The organism is Microcoleus sp. N9_A1, assembly GCF_036701795.1.
Taxonomy (GTDB): domain Bacteria; phylum Cyanobacteriota; class Cyanobacteriia; order Cyanobacteriales; family Microcoleaceae; genus Microcoleus.
This window is the reverse complement of the sequence record NZ_JAUBRI010000019.1, coordinates 37,707-56,966: the sequence shown is the minus strand read 5'-3', so window position 1 is coordinate 56,966 and position 19,260 is coordinate 37,707. Positions and strand designations below refer to the sequence as shown.

The 19,260-nt window shown below is 48.3% G+C and carries 18 protein-coding genes; 1 reads left to right on the top strand and 17 read right to left on the bottom strand.

The window, feature by feature from the left end; all coding sequences use genetic code 11:
• The 11 genes from QUA58_RS11720 to QUA58_RS11670 form a co-directional block, all read right to left on the bottom strand.
• The coding region (locus QUA58_RS11720; RefSeq protein ID WP_333394171.1) for a tetratricopeptide repeat protein at positions 1-966 on the bottom strand (966 nt) is incomplete at its 3' end.
• Positions 967-993: 27 nt separating this feature from the next.
• Complete coding sequence (locus QUA58_RS11715; RefSeq protein ID WP_333249661.1) at positions 994-1,122, bottom strand: hypothetical protein; 129 nt, start codon at positions 1,120-1,122, stop codon at positions 994-996.
• Positions 1,123-1,478: 356 nt separating this feature from the next.
• The gene (locus tag QUA58_RS11710; protein ID WP_333394170.1) at positions 1,479-3,500 is read right to left on the bottom strand and encodes a S8 family serine peptidase; all 2,022 of its coding nucleotides are present in this window, start codon (positions 3,498-3,500) and stop codon (positions 1,479-1,481) included.
• Between the two features lie 24 nt (positions 3,501-3,524).
• Positions 3,525-3,770, bottom strand: a complete 246-nt coding sequence (locus QUA58_RS11705; RefSeq protein ID WP_333394169.1) for a hypothetical protein — start codon at positions 3,768-3,770, stop codon at positions 3,525-3,527.
• A 64-nt stretch (positions 3,771-3,834) separates the two neighbouring features.
• Positions 3,835-4,071, bottom strand: coding sequence for a hypothetical protein (locus QUA58_RS11700; RefSeq protein ID WP_333394168.1), 237 nt, complete (start codon positions 4,069-4,071; stop codon positions 3,835-3,837).
• Between the two features lie 37 nt (positions 4,072-4,108).
• Positions 4,109-4,666 carry a hypothetical protein gene (locus tag QUA58_RS11695; RefSeq protein ID WP_333394167.1) on the bottom strand — a complete coding sequence of 186 codons (558 nt, stop codon included), beginning with the start codon at positions 4,664-4,666 and terminating at the stop codon, positions 4,109-4,111.
• 413 nt (positions 4,667-5,079) lie between these two features.
• On the bottom strand, positions 5,080-7,794 hold the full coding sequence (locus QUA58_RS11690) for a CHAT domain-containing tetratricopeptide repeat protein (protein ID WP_333394166.1): 2,715 nt from the start codon (positions 7,792-7,794) through the stop codon (positions 5,080-5,082).
• A gap of 87 nt (positions 7,795-7,881) precedes the next feature.
• Entirely contained in the window at positions 7,882-8,718 is an 837-nt protein-coding gene (locus QUA58_RS11685; RefSeq protein WP_333394164.1) for a DUF928 domain-containing protein, read from the bottom strand.
• 146 nt (positions 8,719-8,864) lie between these two features.
• Positions 8,865-10,820 carry a CHASE2 domain-containing protein gene (locus tag QUA58_RS11680; RefSeq protein ID WP_333394163.1) on the bottom strand — a complete coding sequence of 652 codons (1,956 nt, stop codon included), beginning with the start codon at positions 10,818-10,820 and terminating at the stop codon, positions 8,865-8,867.
• Between the two features lie 66 nt (positions 10,821-10,886).
• Positions 10,887-11,558, bottom strand: coding sequence for a response regulator transcription factor (locus QUA58_RS11675; RefSeq protein WP_333249677.1), 672 nt, complete (start codon positions 11,556-11,558; stop codon positions 10,887-10,889).
• Positions 11,559-11,589: 31 nt separating this feature from the next.
• The gene (locus QUA58_RS11670; protein WP_333394162.1) at positions 11,590-11,736 is read right to left on the bottom strand and encodes a hypothetical protein; all 147 of its coding nucleotides are present in this window, start codon (positions 11,734-11,736) and stop codon (positions 11,590-11,592) included.
• Between the two features lie 149 nt (positions 11,737-11,885).
• Here QUA58_RS11670 and QUA58_RS11665 point away from each other — a divergent pair, with 149 nt between their 5' ends.
• Positions 11,886-12,704, top strand: coding sequence for a methyltransferase domain-containing protein (locus tag QUA58_RS11665; protein WP_333394160.1), 819 nt, complete (start codon positions 11,886-11,888; stop codon positions 12,702-12,704).
• 423 nt (positions 12,705-13,127) lie between these two features.
• Here the strand turns inward: QUA58_RS11665 and QUA58_RS11660 are convergent, their stop codons facing one another.
• The 6 genes from QUA58_RS11660 to QUA58_RS11635 all read right to left on the bottom strand — a co-directional run bounded on the left by QUA58_RS11660 (position 13,128) and on the right by QUA58_RS11635 (position 18,721).
• A complete protein-coding gene (locus QUA58_RS11660) occupies positions 13,128-13,727 on the bottom strand; it encodes a Uma2 family endonuclease (protein WP_333249680.1) in 600 nt (199 codons plus the stop codon).
• Positions 13,728-13,806: 79 nt separating this feature from the next.
• Positions 13,807-16,047: a phosphoketolase gene (locus QUA58_RS11655; protein WP_333394159.1), complete on the bottom strand. Its 2,241-nt coding sequence runs from the start codon at positions 16,045-16,047 to the stop codon at positions 13,807-13,809.
• 217 nt (positions 16,048-16,264) lie between these two features.
• Complete coding sequence (locus tag QUA58_RS11650; RefSeq protein WP_333249683.1) at positions 16,265-17,488, bottom strand: COP23 domain-containing protein; 1,224 nt, start codon at positions 17,486-17,488, stop codon at positions 16,265-16,267.
• Positions 17,485-17,697 (bottom strand): hypothetical protein, encoded by a 213-nt coding sequence (locus tag QUA58_RS11645; RefSeq protein ID WP_333249685.1) that lies wholly within the window; start codon positions 17,695-17,697, stop codon positions 17,485-17,487. The genes QUA58_RS11650 and QUA58_RS11645 overlap by 4 nt, the downstream gene beginning before the upstream one ends.
• Positions 17,694-18,011 carry a hypothetical protein gene (locus QUA58_RS11640; RefSeq protein WP_333394156.1) on the bottom strand — a complete coding sequence of 106 codons (318 nt, stop codon included), beginning with the start codon at positions 18,009-18,011 and terminating at the stop codon, positions 17,694-17,696. The genes QUA58_RS11645 and QUA58_RS11640 overlap by 4 nt, the downstream gene beginning before the upstream one ends.
• A gap of 101 nt (positions 18,012-18,112) precedes the next feature.
• Positions 18,113-18,721, bottom strand: a complete 609-nt coding sequence (locus tag QUA58_RS11635; RefSeq protein WP_333249690.1) for a COP23 domain-containing protein — start codon at positions 18,719-18,721, stop codon at positions 18,113-18,115.
• Positions 18,722-19,260 lie beyond the last annotated feature (539 nt).

Below are 19,260 nucleotides of genomic sequence, written 5' to 3'. Positions count from 1 at the left end.
ACTGAGCTGTGTATACTCAATGGCTTTGGTATAGTCGCCCAAATTGAGGTAAGCACCTCCCAAATTGCCCAGTGCTGCACCTTCCCCAAGACGGTCTTGAATTTCGCGGGCGATGGCTAAACTGAGCTGTGTATACTCAATGGCTTTGGTATAGTCGCCCAAATTGAGGTAAGCACCTCCCAAATTGCCCAGTGCTGTACCTTCCCCTTCGCGGTTTTTAATTTCGCGGGCGATGGCTAAACTGAGCTGTGTATACTCAATGGCTTTGGCCGAGTCGCCCAAAGAGCGGTAAGCGATTCCCAAATTGCCCAGTGCCCAACCTTCTGTCTGGCGGTCTCCAATTTCGCGGGCGATGGCTAAACTGAGCTGTGCATACTCAATGGCTTTGGCATAGTTGCCCAGAGAGCGGTAAGCGATTCCCAAATTGCCTAGTGCTCTACCCTCCCCTTCGCGGTTTTTAATTTCGCGGGCGATGGTTAAATATTGCTGTGTATACTCAATGGCTTTGGTATAGTTGCCCAGATAGAGGTAAGCACCTCCCAAATTGCCCAGTGCTCTACCCTCCCCTTCGCGGTCTTTAATTTCGCGGGCGATCGCTAAACTTTGTTGTGAATACTCAATCGCTTTGGCCGAGTTGCCCAGATCGAGGTAAGCGACTCCCAAATTGCCCAGTGCCCTACCTTCCCCGTCGCGGTCTTTGATGGAGCGGAAAATTTGCAGTGCTTGTTGCCAGGAGTCCAGCGCAGTTGGGAATTGGCTAGTCTGATATTGTTGAATTCCCTGCTGCAACAGTCGATCGGCCTCAATTTTACGATCATCGGTAGTTTGAGCGATCGCTGGCAAGAGAGAGCCAGGAGTAGTTAATAGCGGGATAGTGGCAAGCAGGAACAGGGAAATGGAAGCTAGGAAAACATTAGTGAGCCTAGAGTGGGTCGATTTGAGTCGCTTAAATGGGGAATAGAGCATAGGATTCTAGAGTTGGAATTTAGAGAATTAGCCCGATCGCTCTTTCTGCCGTCGTGCGATCGCCTCAATCTGCCACAGGCGATCGACCTTCATCAAAAAATTGGGTAGAAACCCCGTCCTTTTAGGACGGCTTTTTGTTACAATATAATTGGTCAATGACCCACCCGCGACGATGGAGACATAAACCCTAACACCAAAGCTTGCAATGACTGCAACGGGGAAGAAAAATCGGTAGACCGGGAAAAGAGGACAGGGCAATGGGCAGTCCACCCCTAGAATCAAACAACAAAGATTTTTGTTGGTATTCGACACATAAAACCGCAGGGCTTGCGGGGTTAGTCTGTGGAGCGAGCATAAGACCAAATCTCCTTGAGGGTGGAGGCCGCTGCTAAGAAGCAGAAAGGTTCAAGAAGTGATTCTTGGAATCACCGTGCCTTTAGGTCGGTGAGGATGTCAAAGAAGCTTACTCTGCCTCTCCAATCTCGCTGCAGGGATGGGAACTCTAATCTGAATTAGACGACTATTTTAGCGATCGCCCGATCGGCTTGAATCAAACCAGATCCACTAGCATAGTCAAATCCAACATCAAAACCGGGCGTGTTTGGATCGTCCATCTCCAGAGCCGTCTGCTCTAGTGCTCGATTAATTTCCGCAGGAGTTAAGCGGGGATTTGCTTGCAGCATCAAAGCCGCAACTGCCGCTACATGAGGAGCCGCTGCCGATGTGCCCGGAAAGTTGGGGAAACCGTCAGCATCTTGAGGAATGTCTGTGCCAAAGAACGTCGTATTGGTGTTGTCAGGCCCGACGAACTTCGGCTGCGGGCGAAACTCAGGTTTGGGTAAACGATTACCCCTCTCGTCAAACAGAATCGGAGTGCCGCCAGCCGAAGAAAAGTCTTCTAATCTTGCAGGATTTACACCGTAAGCAGGGGTGCCAAAGTAAGGGGCGGCTCCGACTGCTGCAACTCCCCTGGCATTTGCGTTGCCATATATAGTTGAACTATTGGTGTTGTAATTGTTGATTTTGAAGGTAGAGGAACCACTCGCCACGTACTTCATCAAACCGGGAGCAGAACCCGATCGCTTGCCAATCATGAGATTGAACTGATCCGAGCCAAACGAACCATCATTGCGGAATGTGAAATACTCGATCGGATCTCCTCCCACATTTGACAGTTGGCTGCCAGCCAAGATTTTTTGTTTTGTATTGTCAACCAGGTAAATATCGAGGTCGTTGGTTGAACGATCGAGCGGCGAGTCCCATTGGAATGAGATCGCGAGGGAATCGTTTTTCGCCAGTGTGATGCTTTGATAGAAATCGACCCCAGTTCCTGGATCGAAGTCATGAAGTTCTCCATAATCCGCGAAGAACCCAGCCGACTTGAAATCACTTTGATAGCTATCGCGAGCAAAGTTACCCGCAGCAGTAAAGTAGGAAACACCCTTTTTGACGACCTCATCGATCGCTTGGGCAATGATGCCATCTTGGAACATCGGTTGAGATGAAAAGCGCAGGTCGTCTACAATGATTTGCGCTCCTTGAGCTGCCAATGCGCGAATACCATCAGCCATAGCCTTTTCACTTGCTTTTAACAATTCTAGCGGGCTGTTGAACTGACCGCTGGCATAGCCTGTATGAAACAACAAATCGGCTCCTGGAGCAACATCGTGAATAAGTTGCAGCATGGCTCTGCCTTCATCGTTCGGCGGAAAAAAGTTATTGCCCAAATCTTCTGCCAACACCTTGCCTTTTACGGGCAAGTCACCGCTTGCAATGTCTTGGGCCGCCCCACCCAGCCTGTTGAAACTATTAGATAAAACCCCGATTTTGATGCCCGTGCCGTCTACCCGAAAACGATCGCGCGCGATATCCGATCGCATTGCCCGATCGCCCTGGCTGGTTACTAATCCTCGATTCCCCAAGGTGAGAAAGGCTGCATTGCCGATCGTGCTTGCAAGGGTGTTGTTCAGAATTGCCAGTAGCTCACCGGTCTCGGTGCTGATTAATGTATCGTTGCGATTGTCTCCTGTGCCCTGAGAGATGGTCAACTCATCAAAAGTTAACCCTCCAGCTAAACCGATCCGATCGCGCTCACTCAGGTTGAAATCAACAATCGTATCAGTTCCTTCCTGTGGTTTCAGCGCAAAGATATCGCGATCGCTCCCACCGATTAAAACATCTCGCCCCGCACCGCCCCAGAGTGTATCGTTGTCAGCATTACCCCAAAGTGTATCGTTGTCACCGTTGCCCAAGAGTATATCGTTGCCAGCATTGCCCAAGAGTATATCCTTGCCAGCGTTGCCCCAGAGTGTATCGTTGCCAGTAGTTCCCCGCACGATGTCATCACAGCCCTGTCCAGCCATGCGATCGTCGCCGCCTTGTCCATCGATCGCATTGTTTAAGTGGTTGAATCCTTGAATCTGATTGTTCAGATTGTTCGGGAATGCGATCGGGCTGGCGCTGTTGCTGTTGAGAAGAAGATTGTTTTGCTCAAGGGAAGTAGACAAGGTTGTATTTGCAAAATCATTGTTCATGGAAGATGCTCCAAATTACAAAATTTATTCATTAGGACGATCGCACGGGTGGTCAGAAACCGGGTTTTTTAGCGAATCTGCGGGTGGCAACCAAATATTTTCGTAAAAACCGGTTTCGAGGAGTCGGAGTGCGTCCAGGACTGTTCCTGCGAAACTAGACAGCACCTGGGCGAGGAAACGGTGCGTGAAATACATCTGAATTGACAAAGCAATCAACCCTTCAATCCTGTGTGTGCTTTTTTCTATAGATTGAAAAGCCAGTAATATCATTTCCGGTTGCATCGGAATGATGTTGACGGTTAACTGTTGACGGTTAACAGTTAACAGTTAACCGTTAACAGTCAACTCCTCCTCCATAACAAGTTGTTTGTTGATTTTTTTTAGTGACGATGCCCGAAGTTCTAACTGCTCTAGCTCGAAAGCCCACTTCGGTTCGATAGCGATCGGGAATCGTCACATACATCGATCCGGCTAATGACCAGAAAAAACCAGGCAGGAGTATAAAAAAGAAGAGCTTTCCAAACCAATCATTGGTGTTATTTTTGTGGTTTTTGAGCGTCGATCGATTCATTAGATTTCAACTCCTTTTCTGAGTTCAAAAGATTGATTTATCGACGCCTTCTTGGCTTATCCTTCTGCCGGTCATATTCCCTCTGCTGGTTATATTCCCTCATCTGGTCATATTCCCTCTGCTGGTTATATTCCAATTCACATTCCCTAGCACTTTTGCCAGCAATACTCTGATAGCGTTGTCTACTTTGAGTTTGGTGGTCAATTCTAGCGGTGAAAGTACCAGATTCAATGATGGTATTACCGCGTTTGATATCATAGGAAAAGTGGTTTTCTCCGGGTTGCACCGCTAAAAATATACCGCGGTGAATTGTGCCAAGAGACACTTTAAATCCTTCCGAAGTTGGAGGTTTATCGTATTTACGATCGGTATAGGGAGAAGGGTTTTGGTCAATCCCAGGAGTGACATTTCGGATCGCAACGCGCAAACCTGGAGCAGGCGGCGTATTGCTGGAAATGAATGTTGCGCGCTCGGAGGCTTCCTCCGTGTGAGTATTGGTGTAAGTCTGAAAATTAGAGAAGTAAAACTGACCGTGACAACTGCCGGAGTCTCCTTCGTAAGTTGTAGAGACCGATACAGTAGTGACTGCACCCACATTGAATTCCTGAGATTGTTTAAATCTGAATCCGATTTGAGGGGCAGGCGATCCGGCGGATTGTGCATGGGTAAGATTGGACATGAGTGCAACACTCAACAGTGAAAATCCAATGACTTGAGAGACCCATTTTGCTTTGGTAGGTAGAATTGATTTTTGTGTTTTCATCGGCTTTACCTTGCAAATATCTGCAATGAACAGCGACTTTGAACAAACAGACGACTGATTTGAGAAATTATTTTTTAATTCGAGTCGTTCTTTACTTGAATCTTAAGCAACCCAGATGGGAATTTCACTCGTTCTACCCACAGACCTGATGAAGAGAGGGGTGCAATGTTGATTGCGGGAAAGTGCAACTGTACTGCAACGCACAAACTAACCCTAATCCAATAGAGAGCGCCCTTCATAAAAACTCACTCTGCCTCCCCAATCAACGTAAATGCCGCCCAATTTCGCGGTTGTGGATGGGTTTTCATTGTGGTTAGCATTGCCTGTCGGAGTGCCTGCGCTTTGTCAGGTTGTTTCTGCAAAAAGTATTGATAAAACGTCTGCATCAATTCCGCCGTCGGAGCATCGGGCACTGCCCAGAGGGAGACAATGACACTGGGTACGCCTGCTGCAATCAGCGATCGCGACAAGCCCACGATGCCATCGCTTGTTATATCACCTTGAGCAGTATCACAGGCACTCAACACCACTAGCTCCGCCTTGAGCTTCATATTTAAGATTTCAGTTGGGGTAAGTAAGCCATCGTCAACTTGGTCGGGAGAGTCAGGAGCCAGCACGATCGCGCCCGGTGCATTGCCGCCGTTAGGGGTCAATAAGCCATGCGTTGCGAGATGAATGAACCGTGCTTGCGGCATCTGCTTGATCACTGCTGATTTATTGGCAGCAGCCCCAATCATGGGCGTGGTCTTGAGCAACTGAGCGACTGCGCGAGCTTCTTGTTCGGCTGCGGGCAAAGGGGCAAGGCGACCCTCTGACAGTTTGGGCAGTGTAGGATTGCCAACCACCAAAGCCGTGCGATTTAGAGTGGGGTTAAGTTGTTGTTGGTTCTGGTTAGTAAAACTCAAGACTTGAATTGAGGGTGCCGTCAGCAGGGTGTGCTGTTCAATTAGATAAGTGCCTTTTGCATCCAGCAAGGCGGGAAAAGGCACCAATAATAGTTCGTTTTGTGGAATGAAGATGACGCGATCAGTGGGATTTTTAGGTAGTAAGTCAGCGATCGGCTCAATTAACAATTGATGTAAGGTTCTAAGTTGATAAGCTCCAAACTGATTGAGGCGATCATTTGTTGGCTGAGAAGTTGGAGTGGATGTTGTTTCAGAGCGACGAACGCCTCGCCGTAGAACATTATGAGTGGTGGACACCAGCTCTTGTAGTTTTGTGGTTGAGGAGTTGTACCGAGTTTTGCGGAACTCAATCTGCCCAGTGGGAAGAATCAGCCAAATATATAACTCTCCCCCAACTACCGAATATTCGACTAATGTGGCGTTTTGCTGACGAGCGACCTGTTGGATTTGAGGGAGCGAGAGCGGTTGACTCAGGCGCTGAAGGGTTTGAGGTGGAGTTGAATCACCTGCTAATCGCGTTGCCAATAGTTCGACAAAGGCGCGGGTACGACCTCGCTCTGCTACTTCGAGCGCTGTTGTCGTTTTGTTTTGAGCGATCAGCGTGAATTGCAACCAAAGATAAGGATTGACAAGCCGATTTGCTAGGAAAACTTTGTCCCGATCTTTGAGCCCTCCCCGCAGAGATTCTACAATCTCGATCGCGTTGTATAGCGTTTTTTCTGCCGCACTAATTTTGCCGGCTCCGGCAAGTGCTTGCCCCAGTCCTGTAAGAATTAGACTCTCATTCAAGCGATCGCCAGTTTGTTGGGCAATCTTCAATGCTTGCTGGTGAGACTCCTGCGCCTGACTGTATTGCCCAAATTTATTGTAAACCTGACCTATGTTACCGAGTGCGGCCTGTTCGCTTTCGCGATTACCAATCTGTTGAGCGATTCCCAAAGCAGATTGAAAATATTTCATGGCATTGGCGTATTGCCCTAAGTCATAGTAGATCCTGCCAAGATTGCTAAGCCCTCTACTTTCACTCGCACGGTCACCATGCTGCTGAACAATCTTCAAAGCTTGTTCAAACACGCCCAATGCTTTAGTTCGCTGTCCTAAAGCCATGTAAGCATTACCCATATTATTAAGGGTCATACTCTCACCCTCACGATTGCCGATTTGCTGTGCAATCTTTAGCGATCGTTCATAAAACTCCAGTGCCTTGGTGGGTTGTCCTAATTGCTGGTAAACATCGCCAATATTACTGAGAATTGCGCCTTCCCCAGTGCGATAACTGCTTTGTTGAACCATCTGTAAGGCTTGTTGATGTGTATTTATCGCTTGAGCATATTGCGATTGTTTTGTATAAATCAGACCTATCAGGGTCAGGGTCATTCCTGCTTCCCTCCGGGCACCAATGCGCTGAAACGCTGCTAATGCTTGTTGATAGAACCCTAATGCTTTGGGATACTGACCTAAATTGTCATAGACACTTCCAAGATTCAGCAGAATTACCCCTCCCGCATCAGGATAAACTTGCCGAGCAGCCTTCAATGAGGCTTCCAAAAACTCTGCCGCCTTCGCATATTGCCCCCAGCGAGTGTAAATTCTTCCAATGTTGTTAAGGTTCATTGATTCAAGCATTCCATCTCCGAATTCTTGGGCAATCGCTAACGCGGCTTGAGCAGTTTCTAGCGATTTATCCAACTGCCCCAAGTCAGCATAAGCCCGACCCGCATAACTCAGAGCCATCCCTTCTGCCTTGCGATTGCCAACTCGTCGGAAGACCTCTGCGGCTTGTAGATGGAACGCTAATGCTTTGGCGAATTGCTCTAAACTGTCGTATGCGAACCCAAGAATACCAAGCACTACCCCTTCTTCTGCGCGATCGCCGATCGATTGATACAATTTCAAGGCGGCTTCAAACGCAGAGATCGCCTCCTCGACGCGACCTGCATCAAATGATTGCCGACCTTGTTTCGAGAGGCGATCGGCTTCTGCTTTACGAGCATCGATCGCCTGAGCACTAGCCGGGAGTGAGAAATGGGGAGGAATGTAAAAGCCAACAGACAAAAGGCAAAGCGCAAGGGGAAAGAGGAAGCCCGATCGCACCTTACAATTACTGGATTTAAATTTTAGCGAGTCAGGCTGCATGGGATTTTAGGGTTTGGGTTGCGGGGGTTGGCGCTGTTCTTGGCGCTGTTGTTCGATCGCTCTTATTTGCCTCAATCGATCGCTCCATTCCTTCAGCGGTTCAGCTTCCGAACTAGCCAGAGAATCTAGCAATTCCAGCACAGCCACTTGGTTTTGAGAAGTTTCAGGGGCTTTGCGCGCTTCCGCGATCGCGTCATACCACAGCCCAGCATCCGCATACAGATCGATCCGCTGTTGGGGAGTTGACGCGGCTGCAAGTTGAGCCTGCAACGACGCAGCAGGCTGCACCACTTGGATTTCTGCCGTCGCCACCACATTCATCGAAGGAACCCTCGGATTACAGACCAACACCACTTGCCACTGATAGGATTGCCCGATCGACAGTGGGGGCAGATTTGGGGGCAAAGCAACCGACATTATTCCTGGCTGACTCTCCATCTCGGTTTTGTAGAGCGGTTGTCCCGTGCGAGTAAACAGCATCAATTGCAGCGGACGAGGAGTGCGATCGGGTACAAACCAGGTAAAGGTCGGATGCCCAGAAATCGTCTCTCCCACATGGCTAAACGGCACCAAGACAGTCAATCCCGCCGATGAATTAGCTTCGCAACTGCCGCCGCGAGTGGTATTCGTGCTCGTTTGTTTCGGCGCAGAAGGCTTTTTAGGAGGAGTGTATTTTGCCAGCGCTACAGGAGCGATCCAGAACAAAACACTCAGCATTAAACTCGCAATGCCGGCAGAGTAAATGGTTCGACGCTTCAATCCGTGAGTCATCATCGCAATTCCCTCTGTAACTATTTCTACAGTAATCAACAATACACAAACAGAATAGAGGACTGCCCACAAGCTTCGTTTGCGGGAAAGCGCAAAGATATAGCAAGTGTGATATCAATTCCAGTTCGATCGGAATGATTTAACCGCAGAGAACGCAGAGAACACAGAGGAAGAGAAGAGAAAGATGAATAATTCGGATGCTAACTCTGAGGAACCAATTACCAGAACCACCGCCGCTTGGCTGACCAGGTTAATTCGCACACTATTCCCCTCGGTTGATTTGGGTAGCGCCCAAAGGTTCCGCCTAATTGTTTGGCTAAGTTCTTTGCCAACTGCGTGCCTAATCCTGAAGGTTGAAGTTTAGGGTTTAAATCTTCGCTTATCTCTCTGTCTCGATCGATTTGGGCTAAGCTAAGCGTTTCTGACTGAGACGGGTTTCCCTTGCCATTATCCGCCACCCGAATCACCTGCCGATCGCCTTCTTGAGTGCAAATTACAGTCAAGCGAGTGGCTTCGATCGCGTGTTTCCCCACATTGCAGAGCGCTTCTTCGAGAAAACGGCAGAGTCCTCGCTTGTGTTCTAACCGCAGATGTGAGGTGTTCAAGGCATCGAACTGCACAATTTTGAATTTGAGCGTTTTGAGGTAAGGCAGTTCTTGTTCTAGCGTGTTGCAATAGACCTTGTAGAGCAATTCATGCAGTGGAGCCTGCAGGGCCAATTCGATCGCGCTTCCCATGCGAAGATGCGGTTCATCTGCGATCGCATCTCGCTGCACCGATCCGTAAACTGCCCGTAATTCTTGATTCAGGCGTTGCAAATCCGGTAGAAATAACGGCGGTGTGGCTTCTCCCTGAGCGGTTCTCAAAATTTGCACCAATGTTTGTAAAGGCCCGCTGTGAATCGCATTAAAGGTCTGCTCGATCGCAAATTGACGTTCTTCCAACCGCAGTCGCAGTTCCTGTTCGTGGCGATAAAATAATCCTGCCGTCAAGCCAGCCCCATTCAACACGAGTACAAGCAATACAGGCACGATCGGCACCCACCATCCCAACAGCATCAGCCAGTAACAAAGCGCGATCGGGCTAATGCTGCCGATTAAGAGTCCGAGCAAAATTTTCCAGGGCGATCGCAGAAATCTTCCCAAACTCATCCCCAAGAGTCCCCAGACCGAAATCCAGAGCATTTCCCAGCCCTCCCCCCAAACCTGAAGCAACGGCCGCCGATCGAGTACCGCGCTAATAATCTGGCTGGTTTCGTGGGCCTGCATTTCGACTCCGTAAATCCGTCCGGGATTGATGCCTGCGATCGCACCTGAACTTGCCAAATCCTTCGCACTAAAAGACATCATCCCAATCAGCACAATCTTGCCTTGAATCCAATCCGGGTTGACCTTTCCCGATTTGATTTGCGAGAGAGAAAGCACGCGAAACGGCATTGTCCCGCTGCGAACATTGAGTAAAATCTGGTTTCCGTCGGCATCCGCCCCCACATATCCGCCAGAGTTTGACTGCACTCTGGTCAATTCAATGCTGCCAAAGCGCTTCGCGTCTGGGTCGCGTATTCCATTACCCAACTCAATTCCTTGGGCTTCTAAATAGCGTTCTGCCAGCCGGATCGCCAACGAAAAACGGTATTCCTGCTGGGGGTTGTGAGCGCCCAATAAACTGCGGCGCTGGTAGCCATCCGCATCGAGAACGGCATCTGCAAAGCCAATTTGTTCGGGTGGTAGCGCGGGCGGAGGTAGGACGATAAAGCCACTGCGATCTGGCAAAGCAACCTCCACTCCGATCGTATTCTTGCTGCTGCGAAACACCGATGTTAGTTCAGCATTACCCGGCTCAACCGGAATATCGCGGACAATATCCAGCCCGATCGCGATCGGTTGATAGGCCTGCAACCGTTTAAGCAAATCGGCAATTTCGCGATCGGGAATCGGATAAGTTCTGGCGCGTTGAATATCTTCCTCAGTGATACCCACAATTACAATCCGGTCATCCATTGGCTCAGGAGGGCGCAAGCGCAGAAATCGATCGAACGTCACCAACTCCCAAAACTGAAGCGCACCGGTCAATCTAGCCACCATCACAGCGACAATCACCATCAACCCTGGAAGCGAGCCTCGCCACCAAGTCGAGATATCTGCTCTCACTGCTTGTCCTCGATCGCGCTTCATCTCGTTTCCGGTTGCATCAATCAGTATTGTTCAAACAATTAAGAGTCAACAGTCAACAGTCAACAGTCAATCAATCAGTCCTTCTTCCCTAGCCCGCACTTCCGTTTGAATCCGCAGATTTTTGTCATCTTCGGGATACACTTCTAGCACATCTCGAATCTTCGTCCAGTAATACTGTACGGTGCGTTCGGAAACATTCATCCGTTTGGCGATCGCAGTGTCCTGCAAGCTATCTTGAAAAGCGAATTGCAACACCTCCATCCAAGCGGGTTTGAGTTGCAGCCCATTACGGATTTCTCTGGGAGTATAAATACGCTCGTGTAGCGCCCAATCGACCATCGTCAGCAACTCTTTCATCGGCTGACTCTTATCAACAACCGTGAATCCGCCCATGTGATTGTCGATCGACGGTTTCAGCCAAACCAATGTGCGAACATGAGCACTCTGCACTACAATATTCAGACTCGGATACTGCTCCATCAGCGTTTTGAGGAGTTGAAGCCCTGAATTGGCCTGAGCAGTTTCGCCGATCGCCTCTGGCATCACCAAATCCACAACCGCCAGATCCGGGGTTGTCTGCGCTATTTGCTCAAGGGCTTCCTGAGCCGTTGAAGCTGTCACAATCTCTACTTCTGGATACTCCTGCCTCAGAATATTAAGCGTACCGCCTAAAACCATCGCATGATCGTCCACGACTAAAAATGTTCGTTTCTCCGGTTGAGGTAAAATCTGGGGCATAATTGATTCGTTGCCGCACAACATCGTCAGTTTAGGTAATCCATCCTCTTATTACAATAGAGCCATTACCTGTCTCTCGTCCTGCATCTGTCCGCCAAATGTAGTTGTGGATGTCAGCAACGAGAATTGCACTAAAGCGCAGTTCCGGTAAAATCCGCACTTCATCAGAATTATTCATCTCTCTCTTCTCTTCCTCTGCGTTCTCTGCGCTCTCTGTGGTTAAATCATTCCAATGCCACAACGATATTACGCACAAATAACTCGATCGGAGATTTAATTATATTTATGTTATAGTCCGGGTATCCGACTAAGAATAAAGATGATTCTATGCAAACAGAAGGTTCGTATAAAGCAAACACGTACAACCTAGAATTTGAGGGGGAAATCCAGCGGTTAAAAGCTCAAGTTCTGATAAGTTGGGAAAAGGAAGCGCGCAATTTAAAGTGGTTCGGTTTAGCAGACGGGATGAATGTTTTAGAAGCGGGTAGCGGGCCGGGATTTTTTACCGAAAAGCTGTTAGAATTGCTGCCAAACAGTTCGATAACAGCGGTAGAAATCGATCCGGTATTGCACGAAAAAGCAGTAGAATATTTAGAGGACAAAGGGGGCGATCGAGTAAATCGCATCGAAGCATCGGTTGCGGATACTGGTTTGGATGATAACACTTTCGATTTTGCGATCGCCCGTTTGCTGTTCGTTCACCTCCCAGATCCCGTCGCAGCAGCTAGAGAAATATTCCGCATCTTAAAACCCGGCGGAAAACTGCTGATTATTGATAACGATGCGGATCTATTTTGGCTGACAAATCCGCCTTGGTCAGTCGAGATTGTCAGGGAGAAATTCAAGCAGGTGATAGCATCGCGGGGCGGCAATTTATGCGTCGGGCGAAATCTGTGTCGCATTCTCAAAGAAGCTGGGTTTGTTAGCGTTGATTTAGAAGCCGTTGTCAGCCACAGCGATATCATCGGAATTGAGGCGTTTCAACCTTTGCTTGACTCCGGCCCCATTTTGCAGATGGTCAAACAGGGGTTGATTTCAGAGTCGGAAATAGCCAGCTATCTGGTTTCGCGGGATGAGTTTGTCGCTGCGGGCGATCGATTAATGATGAGTTTTTGGTTGATGGCTTGCGGGGAAAAAAATCAATAAATTTAAGACAAATTTTTCACAAAACATTGATGTTCCGCCACAGCAAAACCTCTAGCACTCTCCCTTCCGCTAGCATCGTCGGGCGTCAAATCTAGTCAACAGCCAAAAATCACGGATCGTGCAACCGGACTCGATCTAATTCATCTGCGTTAATCTGTGTTTATCTGCCCTCATCTGCGGTAAAAAAAAGAGAATTTCTCGGGCCGCAGATGACAATGGATTGACGCTGATTCACGCAGATGAAGGAAGAGAGAGAGGAATAATTTAGTAACTTTACACCTACAAGTCTAACCAATCGTTGGAGCCGATCGCGCAAAGGTTGTTTGTGAGAGCCAATCGTTGTCTGTCACATTTTAGCTTAACCAATCAAATCGTTAGCGAAGCCCTCGTAGACGATCGCACTTTTTACCAACTCCTCAGCATTCAACCCACTTGCCTAACCCCATTAAGAAACTCTGTCCTTCCCTCAATTATTGAAGGCATTAAAACGCAGCGTACCAACAATTCTAAATCCAACTCCGGCAAAAACTCACTTCTTGAAACTTGCTCGTAATCATCCTCGCGCAGCCGATAGACAGCAAGCCGATTATTTTCCCAAAACCAAACTTCAGGAATGCGAAGTCGCAGATATTTAGCTAGTTTATTTGTGCTACCGCTAGTAATCGTTACTTCCACGGCTAAATCGGGATGCTCTTTTCTTGAACCTATATAATAAGACTCGTCTGGTTCAAATGATACATCTCTTGCCCGGTCTCTGCGAGTTGCACTCCCTACAGGAAAGAATTCAATTCCGAGTTCAAAAAAGTATGCTTCCAGTAATATAGCGATCGCTTTTTTAAAGCTTTCATGTTCTTCCCCCACTGTCATAAACTCGATCCACCCATCAAGATAACTTATCCGCAAACCAGGAGAGTCTGCCATCAAAGATTCGATCGCCTCAAATTGCTCCCAACTATAATAACCGGGGAGAATCAATCGCTGTTCGCCAAGCGTAGCTATTTCTTTTAAAAGTTGTGCAGTCACAGGTATCACCATTTTATTTTAAATATTGCTAGCCCCTACCTAGCCAAAACCAGGCAGGGGCATTCACTCACATTCTAACTTAATGAACTAGCTCGATCGCCCTTTTAGTCAAAGCCTCAGCAGTCAACCCATTAAACGCCATCAACTGACCAGCACTAGCAGTAGTTTCCCCCCGCTTCCAAGCGAAAGTATCCCGCTTGCAATTGCTGCGTAGCATCACAGGTTCCAACATCCCAGAAGCACCACCTGTCACGCCAATTAAGGCATCTCCGCCAAACATTTCGGCAAATTTATCATCGCTCAAAAAGCCGCCGTCAGCTTCCGAACAAGTATCCCAAGCAACATCGCTAGCACGGTACAAACGCCGGGGATTCACAACAGAAACAATCCGCACTCCAATCCCTTCTGTTTCCAAAAATGCCGCCGCTTCAAACACTGGCATTAAAGTCATGTCGCCGACAACTGCAAACACAACTTTCTTGCTCCCCCCTTGATTGTGGGGAGCTTGCGGGGAATCGACTTCGTGCAGCACTATTGCACCGTCTTGCAAACCTTGGCGAGTCTGTTCAAAAGTAGTGCGAATGGGCAGCGGCGACTTGCTCGCAGTAATCACAACTCCCTTATTTCTGGCATTCAAAGCCCACTCGTAACAAGCTTGAATGCTGTTAGCATCGGGTGGAAACAAAGGAAACACATTTCCATTCCGCATCATCGCCGCAAAATAAGCCTCAATTTCCGGCCGCTGGTGCGTCCAACCGTTGCGGCCTTGTTCCAATGCACCCGCTGTAAATAAGGTGACAGTTGCCGGAGTTGGACGGCGCAATTCTGCCATTGCTTGGGTTACAGTTTGCCAAATTGGTAAACCGTTAATGGCAAAAGATTCGTAGGAACACCACAAACTCCGCGCTCCAAATAGCGATAAACCTACTGCTAAACCCGCGCAAGCATCTTCGCTCAAAGGTTCGTAAACTTGACCGTTTGGCGATTGATTGTACAGGTCATCTGTCGTCGGGTGAATAATCTTGAGAGCTTGGTTGATATTGGCAATTGCCGATGCTTCGTTACCATCAGCATTAGTGACAAGAAAAGTGCGATCGCACTCGCCGACTTTCGCTACCAAACGTCCCATTGCTGTTGTCGAAATCTTCGAGTCTCCGCCAACCGCAAATTCTTCTAAAGGCAATTCGCCTAAATCTGCCAGTGGCAATGTAAACTCAGTAACAACGGTTTTCGCCGCAGGCCCGCCACCAGCGCGCTCGCAATTTGTCCGCACCAACTGCCAAGCCTCAGCAGTCAAAGCGCGCTCTTTTAAAGCGCTGATAATGTGCGGAGCATCCAGCGTATCTTTTGGATAAAGATTGTGAGATTTTGCGCCCAATGCGTGGACGCCGGCACCTTTCAACTGTTTGATAATAAACACAGTCAATTTGCCGCCTAGAGCAGATTTGGCTGCTTTGTCAACTCCTTGTAAAACAGCTTTGGTAAATGCCATGCGCTGTTCGAGGGAAAAAGCAGTGCTGTCAACATAAGCTTCCGGTTGATTTTTATCGTCAAATTCCTTAGCATCAACTAAGATAATTTCTTCAAAACCGTTACCTTGCCAATAAGCAATCATTTCAGCATTAGTTTTAGTCGAAACCATGCTGTGATGTTCTTGAGAATATCCGTTCCAAACTAACACTGGTAAAAAGTTAGTAGCCTTGGGATAAGCAGTGTGGAAATGCCCCATGCTGCTCATCGGATAGGGTTCGCCCATGCCGCCGTCGCCCATTGTGAAAGCAAACAGTTTTTCGCGGTGCAAAAGCGCTCCCGCCATTGCAAAATGCTGCCCTTGTCCGAGGGGGCCAGCAGGTGCTAAAAGGCCGGGAATGAAACCGGAAAGATGTCCTAATAAACCGTCTTTTTCGCGGAATTTATCGCGCACTTGCTGTACGTTGACAATTCCCATGTCTTCTAAAGATCGATCAAGAAACATGGCACTATAAAAGCCGGGGGCGTGGTGCCCTACTTCGGTGACAATGTTCTTGTGTCCGAGCATCACCAAAGCGGCGTAGGCCTCTGCTTGGCTGGCAAAACCGCCCGGATGTCCCGATGCCTTGCTGGCGGTGACTTGCAGCGTCAGGTAGCGCAGGGCGTCTGCTCCCAGCATTGTTTGAAAGACGGCGACGGGATCTGCCGCATCGGCGATCGACTTGCTCCCCTCGGCGATCGCAGGTGCTTTCCCATAAGTCTCAAACCCAGGGACTGTTTCAGAAAAATATTGAATGCCTTCACAAAAAGCGGGCGTTGTTGACGTTGCCTGCGGGGTAGTTGCTGTCATGCTTGATACCTGAAAAATTTGAATTGGATTAATGTAAGAGTAATTTTATAGCTTCCGTGTTCCAAAAAATCATTAGTTCTATTATGTCAGTGATAAATAAGTAAAATATCTCAATTTTTAAGCTAATAAGTAGTTGTTTGAGAACCCCGACTTTTTTCATAAGTCGGGGTTCTCTGTTTACCCATTACTAATCCATCTCAAATCCCAAATCCCAAATCTAAAATTGTTCCAGCCGTTCCCGAACATCAATATAAAGCACAGTACCGCTTTCAGAAAGAGAAGGCACAGCCTTTTGATTCCCCAGCCAAACAAAAAAACTGCTCAGTGCAGGAGTCGGATCTTGATCGCGGCGCAGGGTGTAGATCAAACCTTCGCAAGGCCCATTAACGCGGCTACTCGTGCAAATCGCTTTCTGGTTATTTACAATACCCACAGTCACATAATTTAGCTGTTTATTGCGGTTATAATTCTCAAGGCGCTGAGTCACTTGTTGGCAGCGAGTTAGAGGATCGTAGCCAGAACTAGAAAAGAAATTAGAATTCCAGCGAATCCAAGGCTCCCTGAACCCTTGCGGATTTTGATACACAGTCACCGGCTCGCCCGTTGAGGTATCGCACACAAATCCTCCATAACCCAGACTCGGCTGGTTTTGATCCGAGGTGCTGCTGAGAGAAAGATTGCTGAGAATATCAAAGCCGTTACGCTTATTTTGTGATAGCAATGCCATAAAAGCATCAATCGGGATTGCCGCGTTCAACCCCGTTTTTATCTCCTCAATCTGACCGTTCCACTGACTCCTAATTGTGCCAATAGTATCCCCCTGGCCGTGAATTCCTACCACCCTGCCATCAGCATCAAATACAGGCCCGCCGCTCATCCCGCGCCTGGTTACAGCTTGGTAACGCAGACGATACCCCGATGATGCGCTGCCCAAGCGAGAAGAGATGATACCAGTAGTAAACTCAAGTTTTCGTTCAAATCCCGAAATTGGCAGCGGATAGCCAGAAACGTAAATAGCAGAACCAACAACAGCACGTTCTGACTCGCCCATTGGTGCTACTGGATACTGTTCTCGGCTCTGAAACTGTATCAAAGCCAAGTCTATATCCCGGTCATTTTTCGGGAGTCTCTGTATTCTAATCGCAGCATAATCCTTCTCCAAATGAGTGCGAATGCTGTATTTTTGAGCCAGGCTTGCCACCACATGATTAGCTGTCAGAATAGTGTAAATATTACCCTGTTTGGCAATAATTACTCCCGATCCACTAGCAAAAAAACCCAGCGTATTGTTGACTTCCACAGTTGTCAACGTTGCTAGCTGGGCAATTTCTTCGGCTGTTTTGGCACAGGCAGCATATTGTTGGCTGACAACCGCCGTCACTGTTAATGCACCTGTCAAGATGATTGTCAGCGCGTCAAACCGCAAACTCCACACATTCATCGATAACTCCCTAGATGAAACGAGGCGAACTGCAAATATATACTAATCGGAATTCCCCAACTGGATTTAACCATTTTCTCCAATAATTCCGCTGTTGGTTCATTTCCATCTTCAAAAGCATAGACGCCAAAATTTGGATCTCGATACTTGCCCCTACCGTTAATCCCCACCAAGAAACCTTTGGCATTAAAAATCGGGTCGCTACTCATACCGATTTTAACCTCATTTGTATAGCCCAAGCTATAACCTTGAGGCAAAGATTTGGGTAGCAACACCGAAACGAAGCCCGCGTCACCGCTAAAGCCCCAACCTCAGCACCCGCAGGAAAGCAGACTGCCAGCACGGGATCAGACACCGCTCCTGGCTCAATGCTGAATGGTGCTATTTTATACTCGATCGCGCTGCGAAACTGAACGATCGCCCGATCGATATCGTCCAGCAGCCTCATAACTCCTAGCAGTGGGTGGAGGAGGCTGTCGTCGGTGACAAGCCCGATCGCCACAACCTGCCAGTTAGTCAGCACCCTATAGATTTGGCCCTGCTGCCGAACGGACGATCGTCCCGGAACCAGAAGATTTCCCCGTCGGGATGCGTACCGTTGTTTGATGCGCCAAGTTTTCCACCTCAATCCTTGGAATTGGTGATGGGATGGAAAATTTGCCAATCTTTAAGGCTGTCCGAAGGGTGGGGAAAAGGGGGCAGTTGCGCCCCATCGGCAATGTTTTCCCCTAGCTTTTCGCTGACATCAATGTAAGGAATTTTACTGGTTTCATCAAAAGACGACATCCCGACATATCCTTGGCGCCAAGCCAACAAATTATACAAAGAGCCGATCGGGTCTTGGCCGGGTCTGAGGGTATAAATCAAATTTTGACACCGCCCATTGACTTGATTCGCCGTGCAGATGACGTTCTGGCCGTTCATTTGGCCCGCAGTAATGTACTTAAGCATTCGTTGGCGGCGATAGGTTTCGAGGCGTTGAGTCACTAATTGACACCGAGTTGCTGGATCGTAGCCAGAACCGGAGAAATAATCGGAAGTCCACTCAATCCAAGGCTCTACGGCACCTTGAGCGTTTTGGTACACCGTCACCGGCGCACCGGTCGAGGTGTTACACCAAAATCCATTTTCCCCCGGTGCTCGCCGACCGTAACTCGGTCCAGAAGCAACCGTCAGGCCACTGAGGGCGATCGCTGTTGCCGCCAAAACTTTTGTCAATAATTGCTGTTTCATGATATTTTCACTCTTTATTTAGAGGATTCGGGACAAAAATCACCGAATGCTGAGATAACCCTCTTGACGCGCCTGTTCATTAAAGATCCGCTGACTTCGGAATAATGTGATTCGCGACTTGACCAGAAACCAGTTTTTTTTACGAAAACACTTCGTTGCAGCCCTTATGCCTGGTTAAAAAACCCGGTTTTTTTGCTCTTGATGCGTAAGTTTTGATATTGTTCGCGACTTACGTATTCCTTATAACCGCGCTTTCGACGCCGTTCACAAACCGCGCCGAAGGCGAGCTTAAAATACGCGTGCCAATCTGAATTCTGTCCTCATTACTACTAATCAAACTCAGGCTTTTACCAACCGGAAAGAGGCTTTTCACCTCAGACATTGGAAGAGATCGAGTTGCAACGGTACATCACACCACTGACAAGGTATTTGATATCACTTACGAGCTGGGTCGCGAGCTTGATCTGCTGAGACAGGTAAACTGCTGGGTTACACCACTGAGGGGTAAAACCCCTCTTACCTGATCTCACACTAAAATC

Excerpts from the sequence above, each read along its gene's own strand:
- QUA58_RS11710 (WP_333394170.1), bottom strand. The coding sequence starts at position 3,500 with ATGAACAATGATTTTGCAAATACAACCTTGTCTACTTCCCTTGAGCAA.
- QUA58_RS11705 (WP_333394169.1), bottom strand. The coding sequence starts at position 3,770 with ATGATATTACTGGCTTTTCAATCTATAGAAAAAAGCACACACAGGATT.
- QUA58_RS11700 (WP_333394168.1), bottom strand. The coding sequence starts at position 4,071 with ATGAATCGATCGACGCTCAAAAACCACAAAAATAACACCAATGATTGG.
- QUA58_RS11680 (WP_333394163.1), bottom strand. The coding sequence starts at position 10,820 with ATGAAGCGCGATCGAGGACAAGCAGTGAGAGCAGATATCTCGACTTGG.
- QUA58_RS11675 (WP_333249677.1), bottom strand. The coding sequence starts at position 11,558 with ATGCCCCAGATTTTACCTCAACCGGAGAAACGAACATTTTTAGTCGTG.
- QUA58_RS11670 (WP_333394162.1), bottom strand. The coding sequence starts at position 11,736 with ATGAATAATTCTGATGAAGTGCGGATTTTACCGGAACTGCGCTTTAGT.
- QUA58_RS11665 (WP_333394160.1), top strand. The coding sequence starts at position 11,886 with ATGCAAACAGAAGGTTCGTATAAAGCAAACACGTACAACCTAGAATTT.
- QUA58_RS11655 (WP_333394159.1), bottom strand. The coding sequence starts at position 16,047 with ATGACAGCAACTACCCCGCAGGCAACGTCAACAACGCCCGCTTTTTGT.
- QUA58_RS11650 (WP_333249683.1), bottom strand. The coding sequence starts at position 17,488 with ATGAATGTGTGGAGTTTGCGGTTTGACGCGCTGACAATCATCTTGACA.
- QUA58_RS11645 (WP_333249685.1), bottom strand. The coding sequence starts at position 17,697 with ATGAGTAGCGACCCGATTTTTAATGCCAAAGGTTTCTTGGTGGGGATT.
- QUA58_RS11635 (WP_333249690.1), bottom strand. The coding sequence starts at position 18,721 with ATGAAACAGCAATTATTGACAAAAGTTTTGGCGGCAACAGCGATCGCC.